Origin of the sequence: Levilactobacillus hammesii DSM 16381 (assembly GCF_001434395.1) — a bacterium.
GTDB lineage: Bacteria > Bacillota > Bacilli > Lactobacillales > Lactobacillaceae > Levilactobacillus > Levilactobacillus hammesii.
In genome coordinates this window covers 1-16,425 of sequence record NZ_AZFS01000041.1, presented here as the reverse complement: position 1 = coordinate 16,425, position 16,425 = coordinate 1, and the positions used below count along the sequence as shown (strand labels likewise).

Genomic DNA, 16,425 nt, shown 5'->3' with positions numbered 1-16,425 from the left:
ACAAATGCCAACTCCCTTTATCCTCAAAATATCCTTAAAATTGCGCGTTTTCAGCTAATAATAAAAGTATCTTCGCACATTAATACTTGACTTGTCAAAAAAGCAACACGCCATCGACAATTCTTGGAAATCGTCACCAATTCACTAATGCCGGCGTTTCGGGGTTCTCACACATAATAAATTAAATTTCAATGGGACGTTTTCCTAACAATGTTTTCATTATAACCAGGCCCCATCACGGCCACCTTGACCAGAATCAAGTTCGTTGCAGCCTACCTTCTATTTTAGTCACTTCACTAGCCAATGGCACACCTAAATTTGCTCGCAAAAAAATCGCTCACCCACTGGCAAGCGATTTTGCGAAAACTATTTGATTAGAATAATGCAACGATTGAACGCCACATCCGGACAAAGACATTGGCTTTCTCAACGGTCTGAGTCACCTTCAGGGGAACCTTGGTCGTCTTGGTGTTACCCAAGAAGCCCAATTGATCACCCTTCAATGAAATATTGGCCGTCCCCACCGTGGCGTTCTTGGTCACGGGTGCTTCCAAGTCGCCCTTGTGGCTGTATTTTGACTTCAACTGCGTCTTAGCCGAAATGTTGCTGGCAACCTGATCATTCCGAATCCAGAGCTTAACGTCCTGACCCAGTGCGGTGTTAGCCGTCTTAGCTTTGGCATCATGGGTGGTCACGGACTTGGCACCCGTCACCCGATCCCCGGCCTGATAGCTCACCGTCTTAAAGTTGTTGTAGACGTAAGACATCATCTTCTGCGTTTGTTGGAAACGGGATGGGTCGGTCTCGGACTTGTGTGCCGCGTGCAAGACGACCGTCACAATCCGGTTACCATTGTTGTTGGCCGTCCCAGTAAAGTTGGCGCCGGCTGCATCCGACGTCCCCGTCTTCAAACCATCCACGTCCAACTTCGCGTAGGAAGCGGATAAACCCTTTAGCATCCAGTTCCAGTTGTCCATCTTGGTTGCGTCGTTGGTGCCCTTTTCAAACCACATCTTCTTCACCCGCGTGGTCTGTAACACTTCGGGGTACTTGTTCAACAATGCTACGGCCAGCTTGGCTTGATCGGCCGCGGACCATTCGTTTTCTGCGGAACCCTTGACGTTGCTGTAACCCAGCTTGCCCACCTGTTTGTTGGTCAGCCCACAGGCGTTGTAAATCTTAACGTCCGTCATGCCCAATTTCTTGGCCTGGGCCTTCATCTGGGTGACAAACGCATGTGGGGACCCGGCAACGGCACTCCCCAAGGCTTCCACGGCACCGTTAGCCGAGTAGATCAGGGACGCCTGATACAGCGACTTCACCGTGTACTGGTGACCCGCCCGCAGTGGCACGTTTGACAGGTTCGTGTTCTGGGCGACCTTGGCAATATCCTTGTTGACGGTAATCTTCTGATCCCACTTCAACTTGCCCGAATGAATGGCGTCCAGCACCATGTAGATCGACAAGAGCTTGGTCATCGAGGCGACTTCCAAAGTCTGGTCGGCATTCTTACTGTAGAGAATCTGGCCCGTCTTGGCGTCGACCGCGATCCCGGCCTTAGCCTTCAGGTTAACCGTGGTACTGTTCGTGTTCGTGGCCGCTTGCGCCGTCACCGGTGCGCTTAAACTACTGATCCCACCCGTGACCAGCGTTACCGCCGTCACCAGGCCAATCACCATTTGTCGTAAACGTTTCATCATTAAAATCAAAACTCCTCTGTCTTATGTACGGCCAAAACTGGCCAATTCAATTCTAACTTACACCATTACTGTCCCGGCGTCTTTAACCGCTGGGGAATTTCAAGGGGCTGGTCGTGCTTGACCGGCAAGTGAATCACGAAGCTGGTTAAGGCATCGTCCGACTCCACGTAAATGTAGCCGCCGTGCAGGGCCACGATGCTCTGCGCAATCGCCAGGCCCAACCCGGTACCACCGGTTTCCTTGGAACGCGACTCCTCGACGCGGTAGAACCGCTCAAAGATCATGTTCAGGGATTCCTTAGGGATCTTTGGCCCATCGTTGGTGACCCGCACTTCCAGTTCCTTGGGGCTCAGTTGCTTGGCCACCAGGTTAATGTGCTTGCCACCGTCACCATACTTCAAGGCGTTTGAGACCAGGTTGTTGAAGACCCGCACCAATTTCTCGGGGTCGGCCTCCATCATCATGGTCTCTGACGAGTTCACCGCGCCAATCGTCATGCCCTTCTTCTGGGCTTCTAGCTCAAAGCTGGCACCCAACTGCTCCAGCATGGCGGCCAGATTAATACTGGTCAGGCTCAGCGGCGTATCCGTCTGCCGGACCTTGGTGTACTCGAAGAGGTCATCCACCAAGGATTTCATCTGTTTAGACTTCAAAAATGCGGTATGCGTGTACTTGAGGAGGTCATCCTCACTGTGATACTGCTGATCCTCAATCAGTCCCAGATAGCCAATAATCGACGTCAGCGGCGTTCGAATATCGTGACTCACGTTGGTAATCAGCTCATCCTTGGACTTCTCAATCGCCCGTTCCTCATCCATCGAGTTGATGACGGAATCCACCAGGGCATTGACGGAATCCACAACGCGTTGGACGTCGCCACTGACCCGAAACGGAATCCGGTGATCAAAGTGGCCGTTGGCAATGTAATGAAGCTCGTCAATGATATGCCGCAGCTGCATTTGCCGGTAACGCCGAATCAACCGCCACCAGACGACCAGCGCATCGGCCACCAGCATCAGGCCAATGAACAGGTTCTCCCAGCTCCAGATCTGAAAGTGGTTGGGCCCCAGGACCACGGATCGTTTAATGATAAAGATCCCGTCCCGCAAACCCGGATTACTCTCAATAGCTTGTACGATCAGCACCAGCAATGCCAGGTTCAGCATTAACAGGAGAATGACCGTGACGACCCCTTCCATGAACAGCGCACTCTTCTCGCGCGTGGTTAACTTCATGGCTGAGCCTCCCAATGATTTATTTGTTTCATGTTGTGCTCCTACTCCTATGGGGACGTTTGACGGTCAAAATGGGTCGGTATCGTTTGACCCAGCCCAATCCCCGCGGTTCATCTTAGTGAGATTCGATCTTGTACCCGACACCCCAAACGGTCTGAATGACCTTTTCACCGTTGGTGGCGTCTTCAATCTTATCCCGCAAGTGACTCACGTGGACCATGACGGTCTTGGCCGACACAATACTTTCCTGACGCCAAACCCGCTCGAAGATCTCATCCGCGGAGAAGACCCGGTTGGGGTGACTCGCCAATAGGTAGAGAATCCCGAACTCTAAGGCCGTCAGGGACACCGTCTTGCCGGCAATCGTCTTCACTTCGTGGGAATCCTTGTTAATGGTTAACGTCCCAATGTCCAGGATGTCAGGACTGTCGTCGGTCACTTGGTCTTGGCTCCGCCGTAACAGAGACTTGACCCGGGCCATAACTTCTAAGGGGTTAAACGGCTTGGTGACATAATCATCGGCACCGGAAATCAACCCCTGAATCTTATCCATGTCACCGGTCTTGGCTGACAGAATTAAGATCGGAATCTGAGAGTCTTTCCGGACTTCCTTCATGACTTCAATCCCACTCATTTCGGGCATCATGATGTCTAAGATCATCAGAGCGATGTCTGGCGTGGTGTGGAGCTTGGTCAACGCTTCCTTGCCATCATAAGCAGTGAGGGGTTCGTAACCCTCATTTTTAATATAAATTTCGAGTAATTGTGCAATTTCTTTATCGTCATCGACAACTAAAATTTTCATATGGGTTGTTCTCCTTTTTCTGCTAGGGTAATTCACTAGCGATCCTGCCCCGTGGCTTTACGTCCATTCTAACAAATAACCTGCGCGAAGCGACCGGAAAGCCCGAACCTTTAGCCGGGCGTAAGGCACTTAACCATTCCTTAATTTTACACTATTTGGCACGCCACCGCCAACCCGAAGGTTAACCTGAAAAAGGGTGTGGAAGAAGTAGGATAGTTTTCAGCTCACAAAATTCTGAAACTCTAAATTGGGTCTGCGCACTCACCTGCGGCTGCCAGAGATTCCGGCTGCTGTGGGGACCGCCTGCGGCCTGAGAAGCGGTCCTCCGTCTCGGTTTGAAGCCCGGCACAAATCGCCGGTCTCCAAACACGTCCCACGCTGTAAGCCGAAAAACATCGGCTAACACCGTTGTCACGGCTGCCTCCATCTCTGGCCTCCTTCGGTTACGGAAGTTGTTAACCACCTTATTGTCGGTAACATCGCTGAAATGTCAGTGTTGATCCCCCTTATAATTGGCAACCTTCTGTGTAGCCGTGAGTGAGCCAAATTTGGGCTCAGCCGTGGGATTTTCAAAGTGACTCTCTTGGAAAATGGCGACTTTGAAACGTGGGCTGTCGGTTCAAAGCGAGGTCAGAGACCGCTTCTCAGGCTCTGACCGTCCTGCCCACAGCGTTCCAGCCCAAATTTGGCGAACGGTAAGGCGGCATGCTTCCACATATTGATTGGCAATAGTTCAGCAAGTCTAACCATTAGAAACGAAAAGGACCGATCGCCCACCGGCAATCAGTCCTCAAAACACATTATTTGTAATTAGGTGCAGCCTTCGTGATCTGCACATCATGAGGGTGAGATTCGATCAACCCCGCATTCGAAATCCGCACAAACTGAGCGTTATCAATCAGGCTTTGCACGTTGGCGCTCCCGGTGTAACCCATGCCGGAACGCAGGCCCCCGACCATTTGGAAGAGGATATCGTTAACGCTACCCTTGTATTCCACACGGGCTTCAATTCCTTCTGGCACCAACTTGTTGGCTTCGTTGACGCCGCCTTGGAAGTAGCGGTCAGCGGAGCCGTGGGACATGGAAGCCAAACTCCCCATCCCCCGGTAAGTCTTGTATTTCTTACCGTTATCTTCGATGATGTCGCCAGGCGCTTCGTCAGTCCCGGACAGCATGGAACCAAACATCACGGCGTTACCACCGGCGGCTAAGGCCTTCACGATGTCACCGGAGTACTTGATTCCGCCATCAGCGATGATCGGCTTGCCAAATTCACGCGCAACGTTAGCCGCGTCGTAAATGGCCGTGATCTGGGGAACACCGACACCGGCAACCACCCGCGTCGTGCAGATGGAGCCAGGGCCAATCCCAACTTTGACGACATCGACACCGGCCTCAAACAAGGCCCGGGTGCCTTCACCAGTGGCCACATTGCCGGCAATCAGCGTAGCGTCTGGGAATTGTTGGCGAATCTCGGCAACCTTCCGTAAAACACCAGCAGAGTGACCGTGCGCCGTATCAATGATGATGGCGTCGGCACCGGCCTTCAGTAAGGCACCGGCCCGGTCAAAGGTATCGGAAGTCACCCCAACCGCTGCGGCAACCAACAAGTGGTTGTTGTCGTCAACGGCGGCGTTAGGAAACTGGCTAGCATCGTTTTCGATGGCTTTAACGTCAGCCACCATCTGTGCTTGGTCAGCAGCGGCCATGTTCTTGTGGATGACGCCCAGCCCACCATTGCGGGCCATGGTCGTTGCCATCTTGGTCTCGGTGACCGTATCCATCGAAGCACTCAGAAAGGGAACGTTCAACTTTAAATTCGGTGCCAATTGGACACTCAAATCGACTTCATTCGGTAAAACGTGGCTTTCGGCCGGTATTAGTAAAACATCATCAAACGTGATTCCTTCTTTAGCAAACTTCGTGTCCCAATTAGACATAGTTGATTTCGCTCCTCTTATTTAGTCTCAGGCTCGGCTAGGAATCCTGGGAGATATTGTTTCTAAATTTACCAGTCTAGGCCACTCAGGTCAAGGACTCTCACCGAACTATCATTGTTTAATTGTGTCCATCCAGTAAATTAGTGAGCGATTAAACCACTAGTTTCAGGCGTCACGAAGCCGGTTTGCCAGCCATTTTGAAGCGTCAGTCACGTTACTTCCGCTGATACAGCCAATACGTCACATTAACACCCTCAAAGACCTGCGTATGCTGAGCCACCTGCCGGTAATGGCGGTTGAGGACCCGTGCGAGCTTGCTGGTGCCCGGATTCAGGTTGCCGCTGGTAATCTTGCCACTGCCCCCCTGCCACTGCTTAACGGTCTTACCAGCCGGCGTGTTGAGGACGACCCATTCCACCTGCCGCTGCTGAATCACGTCTCGCTGCGACTGGAGAATCTGCGGCGCCGCACTCTGGGGAATGTTGTAGTTCTGGAAGAAATACGTGTTGGGTACCGCGCCCGAGGCCGTGTAGAAGCCCATATCGATTGACCCGTAGTTTAACAGCGTCAGTCGCGTACCCGCTGGTGTTTGCCGCCGCATGATCCGGCCAAAGTCAATCTGGGCGGGTTGTTGCGGCTTAGTCGTCTGTCTTTCGGTGATCGAGGTGTTATTGGGAAAAACTTTTGAATTGGTCACGTTATTGTTGACGCCCAGCACCAAGAACAAGCTCAAAAGCAGCGTGGCCAGAATGGGAAATGGCGCCTCGTCCTGTGGCAGCGTGACGTGGCGGAAGAAGAGCTGGCAGAAATAAACAAACGGCAAAACGAAGAAGCCAAAGTAAATCAGCTGATAGTACTGGTAGACCGACCCCGCCTGATAACCGTACAACGCCAACAGATCGCACCCCAGCGCGCTTGCCAAATAGAGGCCGCGACTGAAATTACTCTGGAAGACCTCGCGTTGGAAAATCACGACTAGTGTCCCCACTACCCCCAGGGCAAAGAACAGGACGTTTCCCCAATAGAACTGCGAGACCAGCGTGACCGATTGAACCAGGTTGGCAAACGCCGCCACGGACGAGGTCAGATAGACCTTGGTGTTAAAGAGAATGTAGACATTAATGAAGGCATGTAGCGACCCCGTGGCCAGAAAGTAGATCAGCCAGGGGACGGTCGTCAAGAGAAAGCCCGCGGCACTCCAGCCAATGACCCGGCCCAGTTGCCGCCACTGCCGCTTAACCAGTAGCCGCCCCACGACCAGCAGGTAGAAGACGATCCAGGCGCCCAACAACGTGTATTTTGAAAGAAAAACGATCCCGACTAAGGCTCCCTGGGCGAAGTACCACCAGTGGCTCACGTTGAAGTGGCGTCGATCCAGCAGCACCATCAGATAAATCAAAGATAGTAATAATGGCAAGGTAAAGAATTCCACCGTATCCCCGTAATCGTAGTAGGGATGGTAAAGGAACAGTAGTGGTGACAATAATGCAGTTAGTAACGCTGGCAACTCGCTGGCGTTTAAGAGCTTGGCCAGTTTATAGACCAAAAACATGGCGGCCGTCACCGTGGCAATTTCGTACAAAAAGATCAGCAGAAAACTCCGAGACGACACCAAGTAAGCCAATCCATGAAGCAAGTAAACGTCGGGCCCCTTCTGTTCGAAGATATCCTTATAGGGGACGATGCCGTGCATCATGGCCTTGCCCACCGTGAAGAAGGCGTTGTTATCCGGCGACGTGTCAAAGTAAAATGCCGGTGACGTGTAGGAGCAAAACGTCATGATAAATGCCCCGACAATGGCTAACAACCCCAACGCCTGAAAGTCCGGGCTGCGTAGCTTTAAATGGATTCGCTTCAACATGGTGACCCCTCCTCATTAATTCGGTGAACAATCAATCTGAGTGGATAAGAAAAGACGTGGTTGCCCACGTCTCTTCTTACCGACTATTCGTGTTGGTGGATGATTTCGCCTTACCGGGTAACTCGCTGGGGGCTTACTGTTCACCAACAGATCAGAGTAATCCGGCGTCCTGCTTAAACCTGGCTCACCGGACCGAAATGATCCCCCGCCAAGCGGCACATCTCAGCCACTACCTGGTTGGCATGTCTGATCTGGCTATGCGCCGCCTATCGGTGATCAACTCCCACTAACCGATATCTCTGGCTGGTAGGTTCAGTTTACCCATCCCCGTTGAAGCTGAACAGTAAGCACATTCTATTTGTAAATGTGGTAGCGAATCTCGTAAGCTTTGTAGCCCTTTTGTTGAACGTCAAAACGGAAGTACTTGCCGCCCTTGTCCAGCTTTTCGGCTTGCTTCTTCGTCAGCTTGATCTCAAACCGGCCATTCTTGCGAACCTTAAACTTCTTGACTTCCTTGCCTTCGCGGTTGAAGAGTTCTACTTCGTCGCCCTTCTTGCCCTTCTGGAAGAAGATCTCGCGGCTATCCTTACGGTAGTGGTATCGGCCACGCATCTTCTTAGCGGCCGCTAACTTCTTAGCCTTCTTGATCCGCTTCTTAGCGACCTTCTTCATGACGCGCTTCTTCGCTGGCTTTTTGGCGAGCTTCTTGGCCGGTTTCTTGGCTGGTTGGGCAATGCTGCTACTATCTGCGGCACTAATCGCCGCCGCGCCCCCAGCATCACTGGCCCCCATGGCTGGTGCAATTGCGCCGCTAGCGGCGTTACTACTGCCACTTGCAGCATCGGCATTGCTCCCATCGGCATTAGCGGTCGTTGCAATCGCCCCAGCAGCAAAGAGGGCAGCAACTAATCCCAATACATACCCAAAGATTTTTTTCATAAAAAATCCTCCCCACGAAAATGAAATTTTTCGTCAAGTCCATGACCGGCTCAACTACTTGGTGACATCATAGATCCCCGCGTGATACACGACAAGCCATAAAAATCACCCAGTTTATCCCGAAATAAAATCAGCGGGATTGGCGATGTGCCCCGCCGAACTTATCTGGTCACAATGACGCTCTCAGTCAATGATGACACCGCTAGATCATCACCACCTGCGGCTGCCAGAGATTCCGGCTGCTGTGGTCTCCTCCGGTTACGATAGCTGTTGACCACCATATTAATATGACCCGCTGGGTTGTCAGTGTTGCACCTTTAGCCTACGTCATTGCCAATAGCTTACGTAGCCGAGAGTGAGCCAAATTTGGGCTCAGCCGTGGGATTTTCCAAGTGACTCTCTTGGAAAATGGCGACTTTGAAACGTGGGCTGTCGGTTCAAAGCGCGGTCAGAGACCGCTCCTCAGGCTCTGACCGTCCTCCCCACAGCGTTCCAGCCCAAATTTGGTGAACGGCAAGGCGGCAGTTTTCCACAATGTTACTACAGCATCGACAATGACTACCTTTAAGAACAAAAAAGCCACGGTCAAACCGCTACTTCTCAGTAACGGCCAACCGTGGCCCACATGATTCAATTTAATTTCTATATCAGTCGCAAAGCAACCCAGGTTCTAGCCGAAGAACCCACCGTTGATCTTGTAGGTCCGCCGCATCCAGAACATCACTGCGATGGAAACCAAACCAAGAATGATACTTGGCCATGGCATCAGGATTGGGTTGACGACACCTGGCAGCATTTGTGCCAAGTAGAACAGCGCCATCCAGACCAGGAATCCCAGCAGGACGATCAAGGCACGGACAAAGCCGTTGAGCTTGTGCTTGATCTTAGGACTGAATAACCGTGGCATGATTGGCAGGATGAACCCAGCAATCAGGGCACTCACCGTGATGGCCGTGATCCCAACGGGACGACTGGTCGTCATCAGCTTTGGTGAGAAGAGGTACATCAACCCAAACATCAGGTTAAAGATCATGAAGAACGTTAAGGCGTTGTACAACATGTTTGGCCAATAGTTACGCCCAAACAGTTCGTTGTCGGGCTTGGTTGGCCCCTCAACGACTTCCTTGACGCGGGCTTCAATCCCACCATAAGTGTTCTTCCCGGTCTTCCCACTCTTCTGACCCTCAACCAACTCGTTGACCATGTCTTGCACGGCCTGGGCCTTCTTTTCCGGCGTCAACTTGGTCTTTTCCAGTTCCTTGTTGAAGCGGTACATGTATTCGGCGTTACGCTTGGTCAACCCAATGTTGTCAAACGCTGCCCGTTCATTCACAGCGACATTGTTACGCTTCTGATGAACGCCCGCATTACGCGGAGTTTGCTTGTTATCACTCATCTAATTCTGTTCCCTTCTAAACGTTGAACCGGAATTCGACGATGTCGCCGTCTTCCATCACGTAATCTTTACCTTCGACCCGTAGCTTACCAGCTTCCTTAACAGCAGCTTCGGATTCGTATTGGTCTAATGCGTCAAATGCCATCACTTCGGCCCGAATAAACCCACGTTCGAAGTCAGAGTGAATAATCCCGGCAGCTTGTGGCGCCTTGGTGCCCGTCTTAAAGGTCCAGGCACGCGTTTCCTTACCACCAGCCGTGAAGAACGTTTGTAACCCTAACAAATGGTATGAGGCCCGGATCAACCGGTTTAACCCAGGTTCTTCCACACCTTCGGCTTCGAGGAAGTCTTGCTTTTCGTCGTCATCCAACTCGGCAATTTCTTCTTCGGCTTCGGCGGCCACGGCAATAGCTTCGGCGCCTTCCTTAGCAGCGTAATCCTGAATGCTCTTGAAGTACTTGGAGTTTTCGGGATCGGCCATGTCATCTTCGGCAATGTTGGCCACGTACAGGACTGGCTTGGAGGTCAGTAAGAATAAGCCCTTAACCACCTTGGCCTCGTCTTCGTCAAAGTCAATGGTCCGTACAGCACCACCGGCTTCGAGAACGGGCTTAATCTTGGTTAAGACTTCGAGTTCTTCCTTGGCTTCCTTGTCGCTTCCCTTGGCCGCACGTTCAACCTTGGTCAACCGCTTGTTAACGGCTTCCAGGTCGGACAGACCGAGTTCCAAGTTGATGGTTTCGATGTCATCGATTGGGTCAATCTTACCGGAAACGTGGGTGATGTTGTCGTCGTCAAATGCCCGCACAACGTGGACAATGGCGTCAACCTGACGGATGTTTTCCAGGAACTTGTTCCCCAGACCTTCACCCTTGCTGGCACCTTTAACAATCCCGGCAATATCCGTAAATTCAAACGTGGTTGGGACAACCTTCTTAGCTGGAATCAGTTCCTGAATCCGGTCGAGACGGCTATCTGGCACTTCCACCATCCCCACGTTTGGGTCGATCGTAGCAAATGGGTAGTTCGCCATTTCGGCGCCCGCCTTGGTAATCGCGTTAAATAAAGTTGACTTCCCGACGTTCGGCAGGCCAACGATCCCTGCAGTTAATGACATAGCAATTATTCACTCTTTCCATTATCGGTATCGGCCTTACGAACCAATACCTTTTTTAATTTCTTTTCAAACTCGCGCCGTGACAACATCACAACGTGGCCACAATTCGTACACTTGATCTTGATATCGGCACCCATCCGGGTAATCTCCCAGCGGTTCGCACCACAAGGATGGGCCTTCTTCATTTCCACCAAATCACCTAAATCGTACATACTTTGGCCTCCCTTGCTTAATCCGTGTGGATGTTCAACAGGTCTAAGATGCGGTTCAAATCGTCATTGGAGAGGTATTCAATCTCGATACGGCCTTGATGATCCTCGCCATTGCCCTCGTTGATGGAAACTTGCGTGCCAAAACGTTCTTGGAGCTGGTTTTCCGTCGACCGTAGGAACGGTGACTTCTTCTTGGCTGGCTTCTTGGCCAACTTCTTAGCGGCACCATTGAGCTTGCTGACCTCGGCTTCCAGCGTGCGGACGGTCATCCCGTCGGCTACGGCCTTCTTGGCTAAAGCCACCAACTTGGTCTTGTCCTTTAAGGACAGCAACGTCCGCGCCTGGCCCATAGACAGCTCATTTTTTTGCAGCATGTCTTTGACGGCCTTGGGCAGCCCCAGCAAACGCAGGTAGTTGGCAATGTAAGGCCGACTCTTGCCCAGTCGTTCGGAGACTTGGGCCTGCGTCAAGGTGAGCTTGGTCATCAAGGTATCGTAGGCTTCGGCCTCTTCAAGTGGCGTCAGATCTTCACGCTGGAGGTTTTCCAACACGGCGATCTCCATCATCTGTTCTTCAGTAACGTCTCTAACAATCGCGGGAATCGTCTCCTTACCAGCTAATTTGGAAGCCCGGAAACGCCGCTCACCCGCAAGAATCTCGTAACGGTTGGCCCGCTTATCCGGTTGACGCACAATAATCGGCTGGAAGACCCCCGTCTTTTCGATGGAAGCCGCTAAGTCGTTTAATCCCTTATGATCGAACTTCTGCCGCGGTTGGTACGGGTTGGGGCGAATGTCGGTTAAGGTTAAATCAACGACCGTTTCTTCGCCGGCATCCACGCCGTTTTCGGCAAACAGCGCGTCGATCCCGCGCCCTAAACTTTTCTCTTTCTTACTTGCCATGGGCAGCTAGCACTTCCTTTGCGAGTTCAGTGTACACCTCAGCACCTTTGGACTTCGGTGCGTAATCAATAATCGGCATCCCATGACTGGGTGCCTCCGCCAATTGGACATTCCGAGGAATGATGGTGGCGTAGACCTTGTTTTGGAAATACTTCTTCACTTCTTCGTTGACCTGCTTGCCCAGATTGGTCCGCGCATCGTACAGGGTTAACAAGACCCCTTCGATCTTCAGGTCGCGGTTAAAGTGCTTTTGCACCAATTTAACCGTGTTCAGCAACTGCGTCAACCCTTCCAGCGCATAGTATTCACTCTGCACGGGAATCAGGATCGAGTTGGCTGCGGTAAACGCGTTGATGGTCAACAGCCCCAACGAAGGTGGACAATCGATCAAGATATAATCATACTGATCCCGAATCTCATCCAACGCGTCTTTGAGCCGCGTTTCCCGCGCCATCATGGGCGTGAGCTCGATTTCGGCACCAGAAAGCTGGATGGTTGCGGGAACGATATCCAACCCTGGATGTTCAGTATGCAAAATCGCGTCGTCAATCGGTGTTTCGTTAACCAAAACATCGTAAACTTCGCGTTCAATGGTGGCCTTTTGAATGCCGACCCCGCTGGTAGCGTTGCCTTGGGCATCGGTATCGACCAGCAAAACCTTCTGGCCGGCGGATGCCAAAGCAGCACCGAGGTTAACCCCAGTCGTGGTCTTACCCACGCCACCCTTTTGATTGGCTAATGCGATGATATAGCCCATATGTCGTTCCACCTCTAGCTTTCTTTGGGAATGTCAATGATGATGCGGTAACTGTCTGCAGTTTCTTCTTCCTTGGTGGTCAACGGTAACCCGGCATCGGTGACCATCTTAACCGACTGGCGAATCGTGTTGACCGCCACTCGGGTATCACCGGAGACACCGTGTTTCGTGACCTGCCGGCGCCGCTTGGGTTGCTTGTGTTTAGCAATCAACGCCTCGGTCTCCTTGACCGTCAGCTGACCCGCCGCAATCTGTTTTAGCATCGCGGGTTGATCGGCCACGGGCAAGGCCAGGAGCGCGCGCCCATGCCGTTCGGTAATCTGCCGATTCAAAATGGCATTGCGCACGGGTTCCGCCAGCTTGAGCAGCCGCAGCTTATTGGCCACGAAGCCCTGACTCTTCCCAATCCCCTCGGCAAGTTGCGCCTGGGTCATGTGATTCAGTTCCATCAATTGCTGATAGGCGTGGGCCTCTTCAATGGCGGATAACTCCTCACGTTGAAGGTTTTCAATCAGCGCCATGGACGCCGTCTCATCATCGTTCATTTCTTCAACGATGGCGGGAACTTCCGCCCATTTGAGACTGTTGACTGCCCGGAAACGCCGCTCACCAGCAATGATTTCGTAATGATCGGGCTCATACTGCCGTAAAACAATGGGCTGTAGTAAGCCGTGTTCCTCGATCGTCTGGGCCAACTCGCTAATGGCCGTGGGATCAAACCGTTGTCGCGGTTGGAACCGGTTGGGAATGATCTGCGCAACCGGAATCATCACCACGTTTTGTTTCACGGGATGCGTGGGCTGTGTCGCCTTCTCCCGATTATTTCCAAATAATGAAAATGGCAATTATCTTACCCCCATCCCATTAATCTTCTAACGGTTCTTTGTTTGGCGTTCCCGCTTTACGGGGGTAACGCTTAGGTGTGTGCTTCACCTTATCAATGACCACGATGTGGCGTTGATCGTGACTGACTGGCAGTTCAAACGCATGATCGGCGCTCAGCTGGCCACCCAATGTGGTGATGGCCGTCTGACTAACTGCCAGCTCATCGGCCGTAGCCGCCGCCTTCAAGGCCACGAACTGGCCGCCCACCTTAGTCAGTGGCAGGCACAGTTCGCTGAGCACGGACATCCGTGCAACGGCCCGAGCTAAGACCAAGTCATAGCCCTCACGGTTCGCAGCGCGCTTGCCGCCAAACTCTTCGGCCCGCGCGTGGTGGAAGGCCACCCCGGTCAGGTTGAGCTTAGCCGCCAGTTCATTTAAGAAGGTGATCCGCTTATTCAGTGAATCAACAATGCTGATCTGCAGCTGTGGAAATAAAATCTTCAACGGTAATGACGGAAAACCGGCACCGGCACCGACATCACAGACGGTCAGGGGTTCCGTTCGCAGCGCGGGCACATAAAAAGCCGGCGTCAGTGAGTCATAAAAATGCTTCAGGTAGACATCTGGCTCCGCGGTAATCGTGGTTAAATTAACGTGCTCGTTGGTCGCAACTAAGAACTCAAAATACGTTGCAAATTGTTGTTCCTGTGTTGCGGTTAATTCAATGCCTTGCGTGGCTAGCGCGGCACGAAACTCTTCTGGATTCATACACTATCTCCCAGTTCACTTCTGTGAAACACAATTGTTTCACGTTTGATTATACTTTACCTTACTTACTTACGAAACGCAACCGACCAGCCAGTTGAAACTGACGGACAGTGGACGTCTCGTTATCACGTCGTTTCCTATTATACCGAAAATTCGGTTCACATGAAACGCCTATCACTGGGAAAATAATGGGAGGGGAGATTCCCGCTGTCTCGCTGGGAATCCCCCCTCCTGAAAAGTTTGGGTTGCTGGTCTAAAATCGAGCGGTCACCGCGCAGACGACCTCCTGATGGTGGGCGTATCTGGCTGGCTACATGAACGGGTCGTTAACCACTCGCCGCGGACCGGTCAGGCGCGGACGGTGTTTGGCAAAACCCGTATTGGTCACCGTAATGGTGTCGATCACCGACTGCCCCAGATATAAGGGGTGGCTCGTCACACTGGCCATCCCCCGCTGAATCGTGATGACATTGTAGTTAATGGCATCGTGCACCTCGTGGTAATGGGGATCCTGACAATTAATGTACGTGGTCGCGGACCCAACGGCGGTCACCGGAATCGTATTATCCACTAAGTAACTCGCGCCGAAATGAAGATGCCCCGTGAAGATGCCGCCAATATTGTGCCCGTGTAAGATGGCTAACAATTCGCGATTATTCTGGAGTAGGGCGTAACGCATCGTGCGCAGTGCCGGCGCATCCAGTGGATGATGGAGGAAAATAAAGGCCCGCCGGCGAGGCGCAATGTGGAGGTTCTTGTTCAACCAATCCAGCTGTTCACGCTCCAGCCACCCCGCCTCTTTATTGGTCTCCCACTTGGAATCAAGGAAGTAGAAATCCATATTCTGGTACATCTGCTTATAGGCATAGTAGGGTTGGTGCGGCTGTGCTAAGTACCCCGCATTAAAGGCTTCCCGATCGTCCTGATCGCCGAGGATCACCTGAATCGGGGCCTGTAGTTGTTCGGCCTGCGCATTTAAGTAAGTGCGCAATTGCGCATAGTCTTGTTGTGTCCCCCCTTGGACCAGATCGCCGCCGATGACGATCAGATCCGGTTGGATTTGGTGGGCGACGACATCGTCAAAAATCCGTTGGAGCTTCTCAATCGGCGGTAATTGTTGATGATACTGCGGTTCGACGGTGGCCGCGGTTAGTTGCGGATCCGATAAGTGCACGATAGTGAATTTGTTCATGGCCCCGTTACTCCCCCCAAAATAAAATGCGACCATCGGCAACCATCCCCGATGACAATGATGATCGACTATCCCTAAGTTACCTCTAGCATAGCGAAGTTTTGTAAATAATCGGTATGGTCCGTGTCAACATCGTGTAAAGTTTCCGCAAACCCTGCACAATCTTGCGAAGGCCCTGAATCACCTCACCACAAAATGATTAGGAAAGTGGTCAAAAAAAGCGCAACGAACTTCACAGAATTCGCTACGCAATCTCTACTGGCTGACGAACAAACCGCCCGCTAGTCATGACGTTTAGGTGGTCGGGAAAACCATAACATCGGCAACCAAGTCACAATCAGTATGATCAGTGTCTCTACATCGGTCGTGGACATACGACCATCCTCTTCCCCTTGATTTAATGCCATGATACCAAGCGGATGTATCGTTTTTGTATGGAACCCTTCTTGTTTGTGTAAAGAATTTCAACGTTGGGTGCCTCTCATCCGATCGCCTCCGGCTGCCAGAAATTCCGGCTGCTGTGAGGACCGGCGAAAGCCAAAGGGCGGTCTTTCACCTCGACTTGAAGCCGCAAAAAAACATGCGTCTTCAAGTACGTCCAGTGAAGTAAGCTGGCCAAAAACACCAGCTAACTTCACGCTCACGGCTGCCTTCATTCCTGGCCTCCTGCGGCTATGTGTCAACCACCAGTCCGTTTCTATCCACAACGTAACATCCAACAACTAAAGGTTGAAAGTACGAAAATAGCCCTCAGCCCTTATCACGAAAGGCCTGAG

The 16,425-nt window shown here is 52.0% G+C and carries 15 protein-coding genes; 1 reads left to right on the top strand and 14 read right to left on the bottom strand.

The features are described from left to right. Positions 1–374: 374 nt before the first annotated feature. From FD28_RS02390 to FD28_RS02365, 5 genes are all read right to left on the bottom strand, one after another. Positions 375–1,700 (bottom strand): serine hydrolase, encoded by a 1,326-nt coding sequence (locus tag FD28_RS02390; protein ID WP_235806833.1) that lies wholly within the window; start codon positions 1,698–1,700, stop codon positions 375–377. Between the two features lie 65 nt (positions 1,701–1,765). Then, positions 1,766–2,935, bottom strand: coding sequence for a sensor histidine kinase (locus tag FD28_RS02385; protein WP_057732208.1), 1,170 nt, complete (start codon positions 2,933–2,935; stop codon positions 1,766–1,768). A 115-nt stretch (positions 2,936–3,050) separates the two neighbouring features. After that, complete coding sequence (gene croR / locus FD28_RS02380) at positions 3,051–3,740, bottom strand: response regulator transcription factor CroR (RefSeq protein WP_057732206.1); 690 nt, start codon at positions 3,738–3,740, stop codon at positions 3,051–3,053. A gap of 800 nt (positions 3,741–4,540) precedes the next feature. Further along, complete coding sequence (gene guaB, locus FD28_RS02370) at positions 4,541–5,680, bottom strand: IMP dehydrogenase (protein WP_057732202.1); 1,140 nt, start codon at positions 5,678–5,680, stop codon at positions 4,541–4,543. A gap of 214 nt (positions 5,681–5,894) precedes the next feature. Next, positions 5,895–7,541, bottom strand: a complete 1,647-nt coding sequence (locus tag FD28_RS02365) for a hypothetical protein (RefSeq protein WP_057732200.1) — start codon at positions 7,539–7,541, stop codon at positions 5,895–5,897. Between the two features lie 23 nt (positions 7,542–7,564). Between FD28_RS02365 and FD28_RS13165 the strand changes: the two genes are divergently transcribed. After that, positions 7,565–7,831, top strand: coding sequence for a hypothetical protein (locus tag FD28_RS13165; RefSeq protein ID WP_157059814.1), 267 nt, complete (start codon positions 7,565–7,567; stop codon positions 7,829–7,831). A 64-nt stretch (positions 7,832–7,895) separates the two neighbouring features. On the opposite strand, the gene FD28_RS02360 is transcribed toward FD28_RS13165, so the two are convergent. The 9 genes from FD28_RS02360 to FD28_RS02320 all read right to left on the bottom strand — a co-directional run bounded on the left by FD28_RS02360 (position 7,896) and on the right by FD28_RS02320 (position 15,649). Beyond that, positions 7,896–8,480: a hypothetical protein gene (locus tag FD28_RS02360; protein ID WP_057732199.1), complete on the bottom strand. Its 585-nt coding sequence runs from the start codon at positions 8,478–8,480 to the stop codon at positions 7,896–7,898. 670 nt (positions 8,481–9,150) lie between these two features. Then, positions 9,151–9,876, bottom strand: coding sequence for a DUF1129 domain-containing protein (locus tag FD28_RS02355; RefSeq protein ID WP_057732197.1), 726 nt, complete (start codon positions 9,874–9,876; stop codon positions 9,151–9,153). A 16-nt stretch (positions 9,877–9,892) separates the two neighbouring features. Continuing rightward, on the bottom strand, positions 9,893–10,993 hold the full coding sequence (gene ychF / locus FD28_RS02350; protein ID WP_057732195.1) for a redox-regulated ATPase YchF: 1,101 nt from the start codon (positions 10,991–10,993) through the stop codon (positions 9,893–9,895). A gap of 5 nt (positions 10,994–10,998) precedes the next feature. Further along, entirely contained in the window at positions 10,999–11,205 is a 207-nt protein-coding gene (locus tag FD28_RS02345; protein WP_057732193.1) for a DUF951 domain-containing protein, read from the bottom strand. A 17-nt stretch (positions 11,206–11,222) separates the two neighbouring features. Continuing rightward, complete coding sequence (locus FD28_RS02340) at positions 11,223–12,107, bottom strand: ParB/RepB/Spo0J family partition protein (RefSeq protein ID WP_057732191.1); 885 nt, start codon at positions 12,105–12,107, stop codon at positions 11,223–11,225. Further along, a complete protein-coding gene (locus FD28_RS02335) occupies positions 12,097–12,864 on the bottom strand; it encodes a ParA family protein (protein WP_057732189.1) in 768 nt (255 codons plus the stop codon). The genes FD28_RS02340 and FD28_RS02335 overlap by 11 nt, the downstream gene beginning before the upstream one ends. Before the next feature lie 14 nt (positions 12,865–12,878). Further along, complete coding sequence (gene noc, locus FD28_RS02330; RefSeq protein WP_057732187.1) at positions 12,879–13,709, bottom strand: nucleoid occlusion protein; 831 nt, start codon at positions 13,707–13,709, stop codon at positions 12,879–12,881. A 19-nt stretch (positions 13,710–13,728) separates the two neighbouring features. After that, positions 13,729–14,457, bottom strand: a complete 729-nt coding sequence (gene rsmG / locus FD28_RS02325; protein WP_057732185.1) for a 16S rRNA (guanine(527)-N(7))-methyltransferase RsmG — start codon at positions 14,455–14,457, stop codon at positions 13,729–13,731. A 310-nt stretch (positions 14,458–14,767) separates the two neighbouring features. Then, positions 14,768–15,649, bottom strand: coding sequence for a metallophosphoesterase family protein (locus FD28_RS02320; protein WP_057732288.1), 882 nt, complete (start codon positions 15,647–15,649; stop codon positions 14,768–14,770). Positions 15,650–16,425 lie beyond the last annotated feature (776 nt).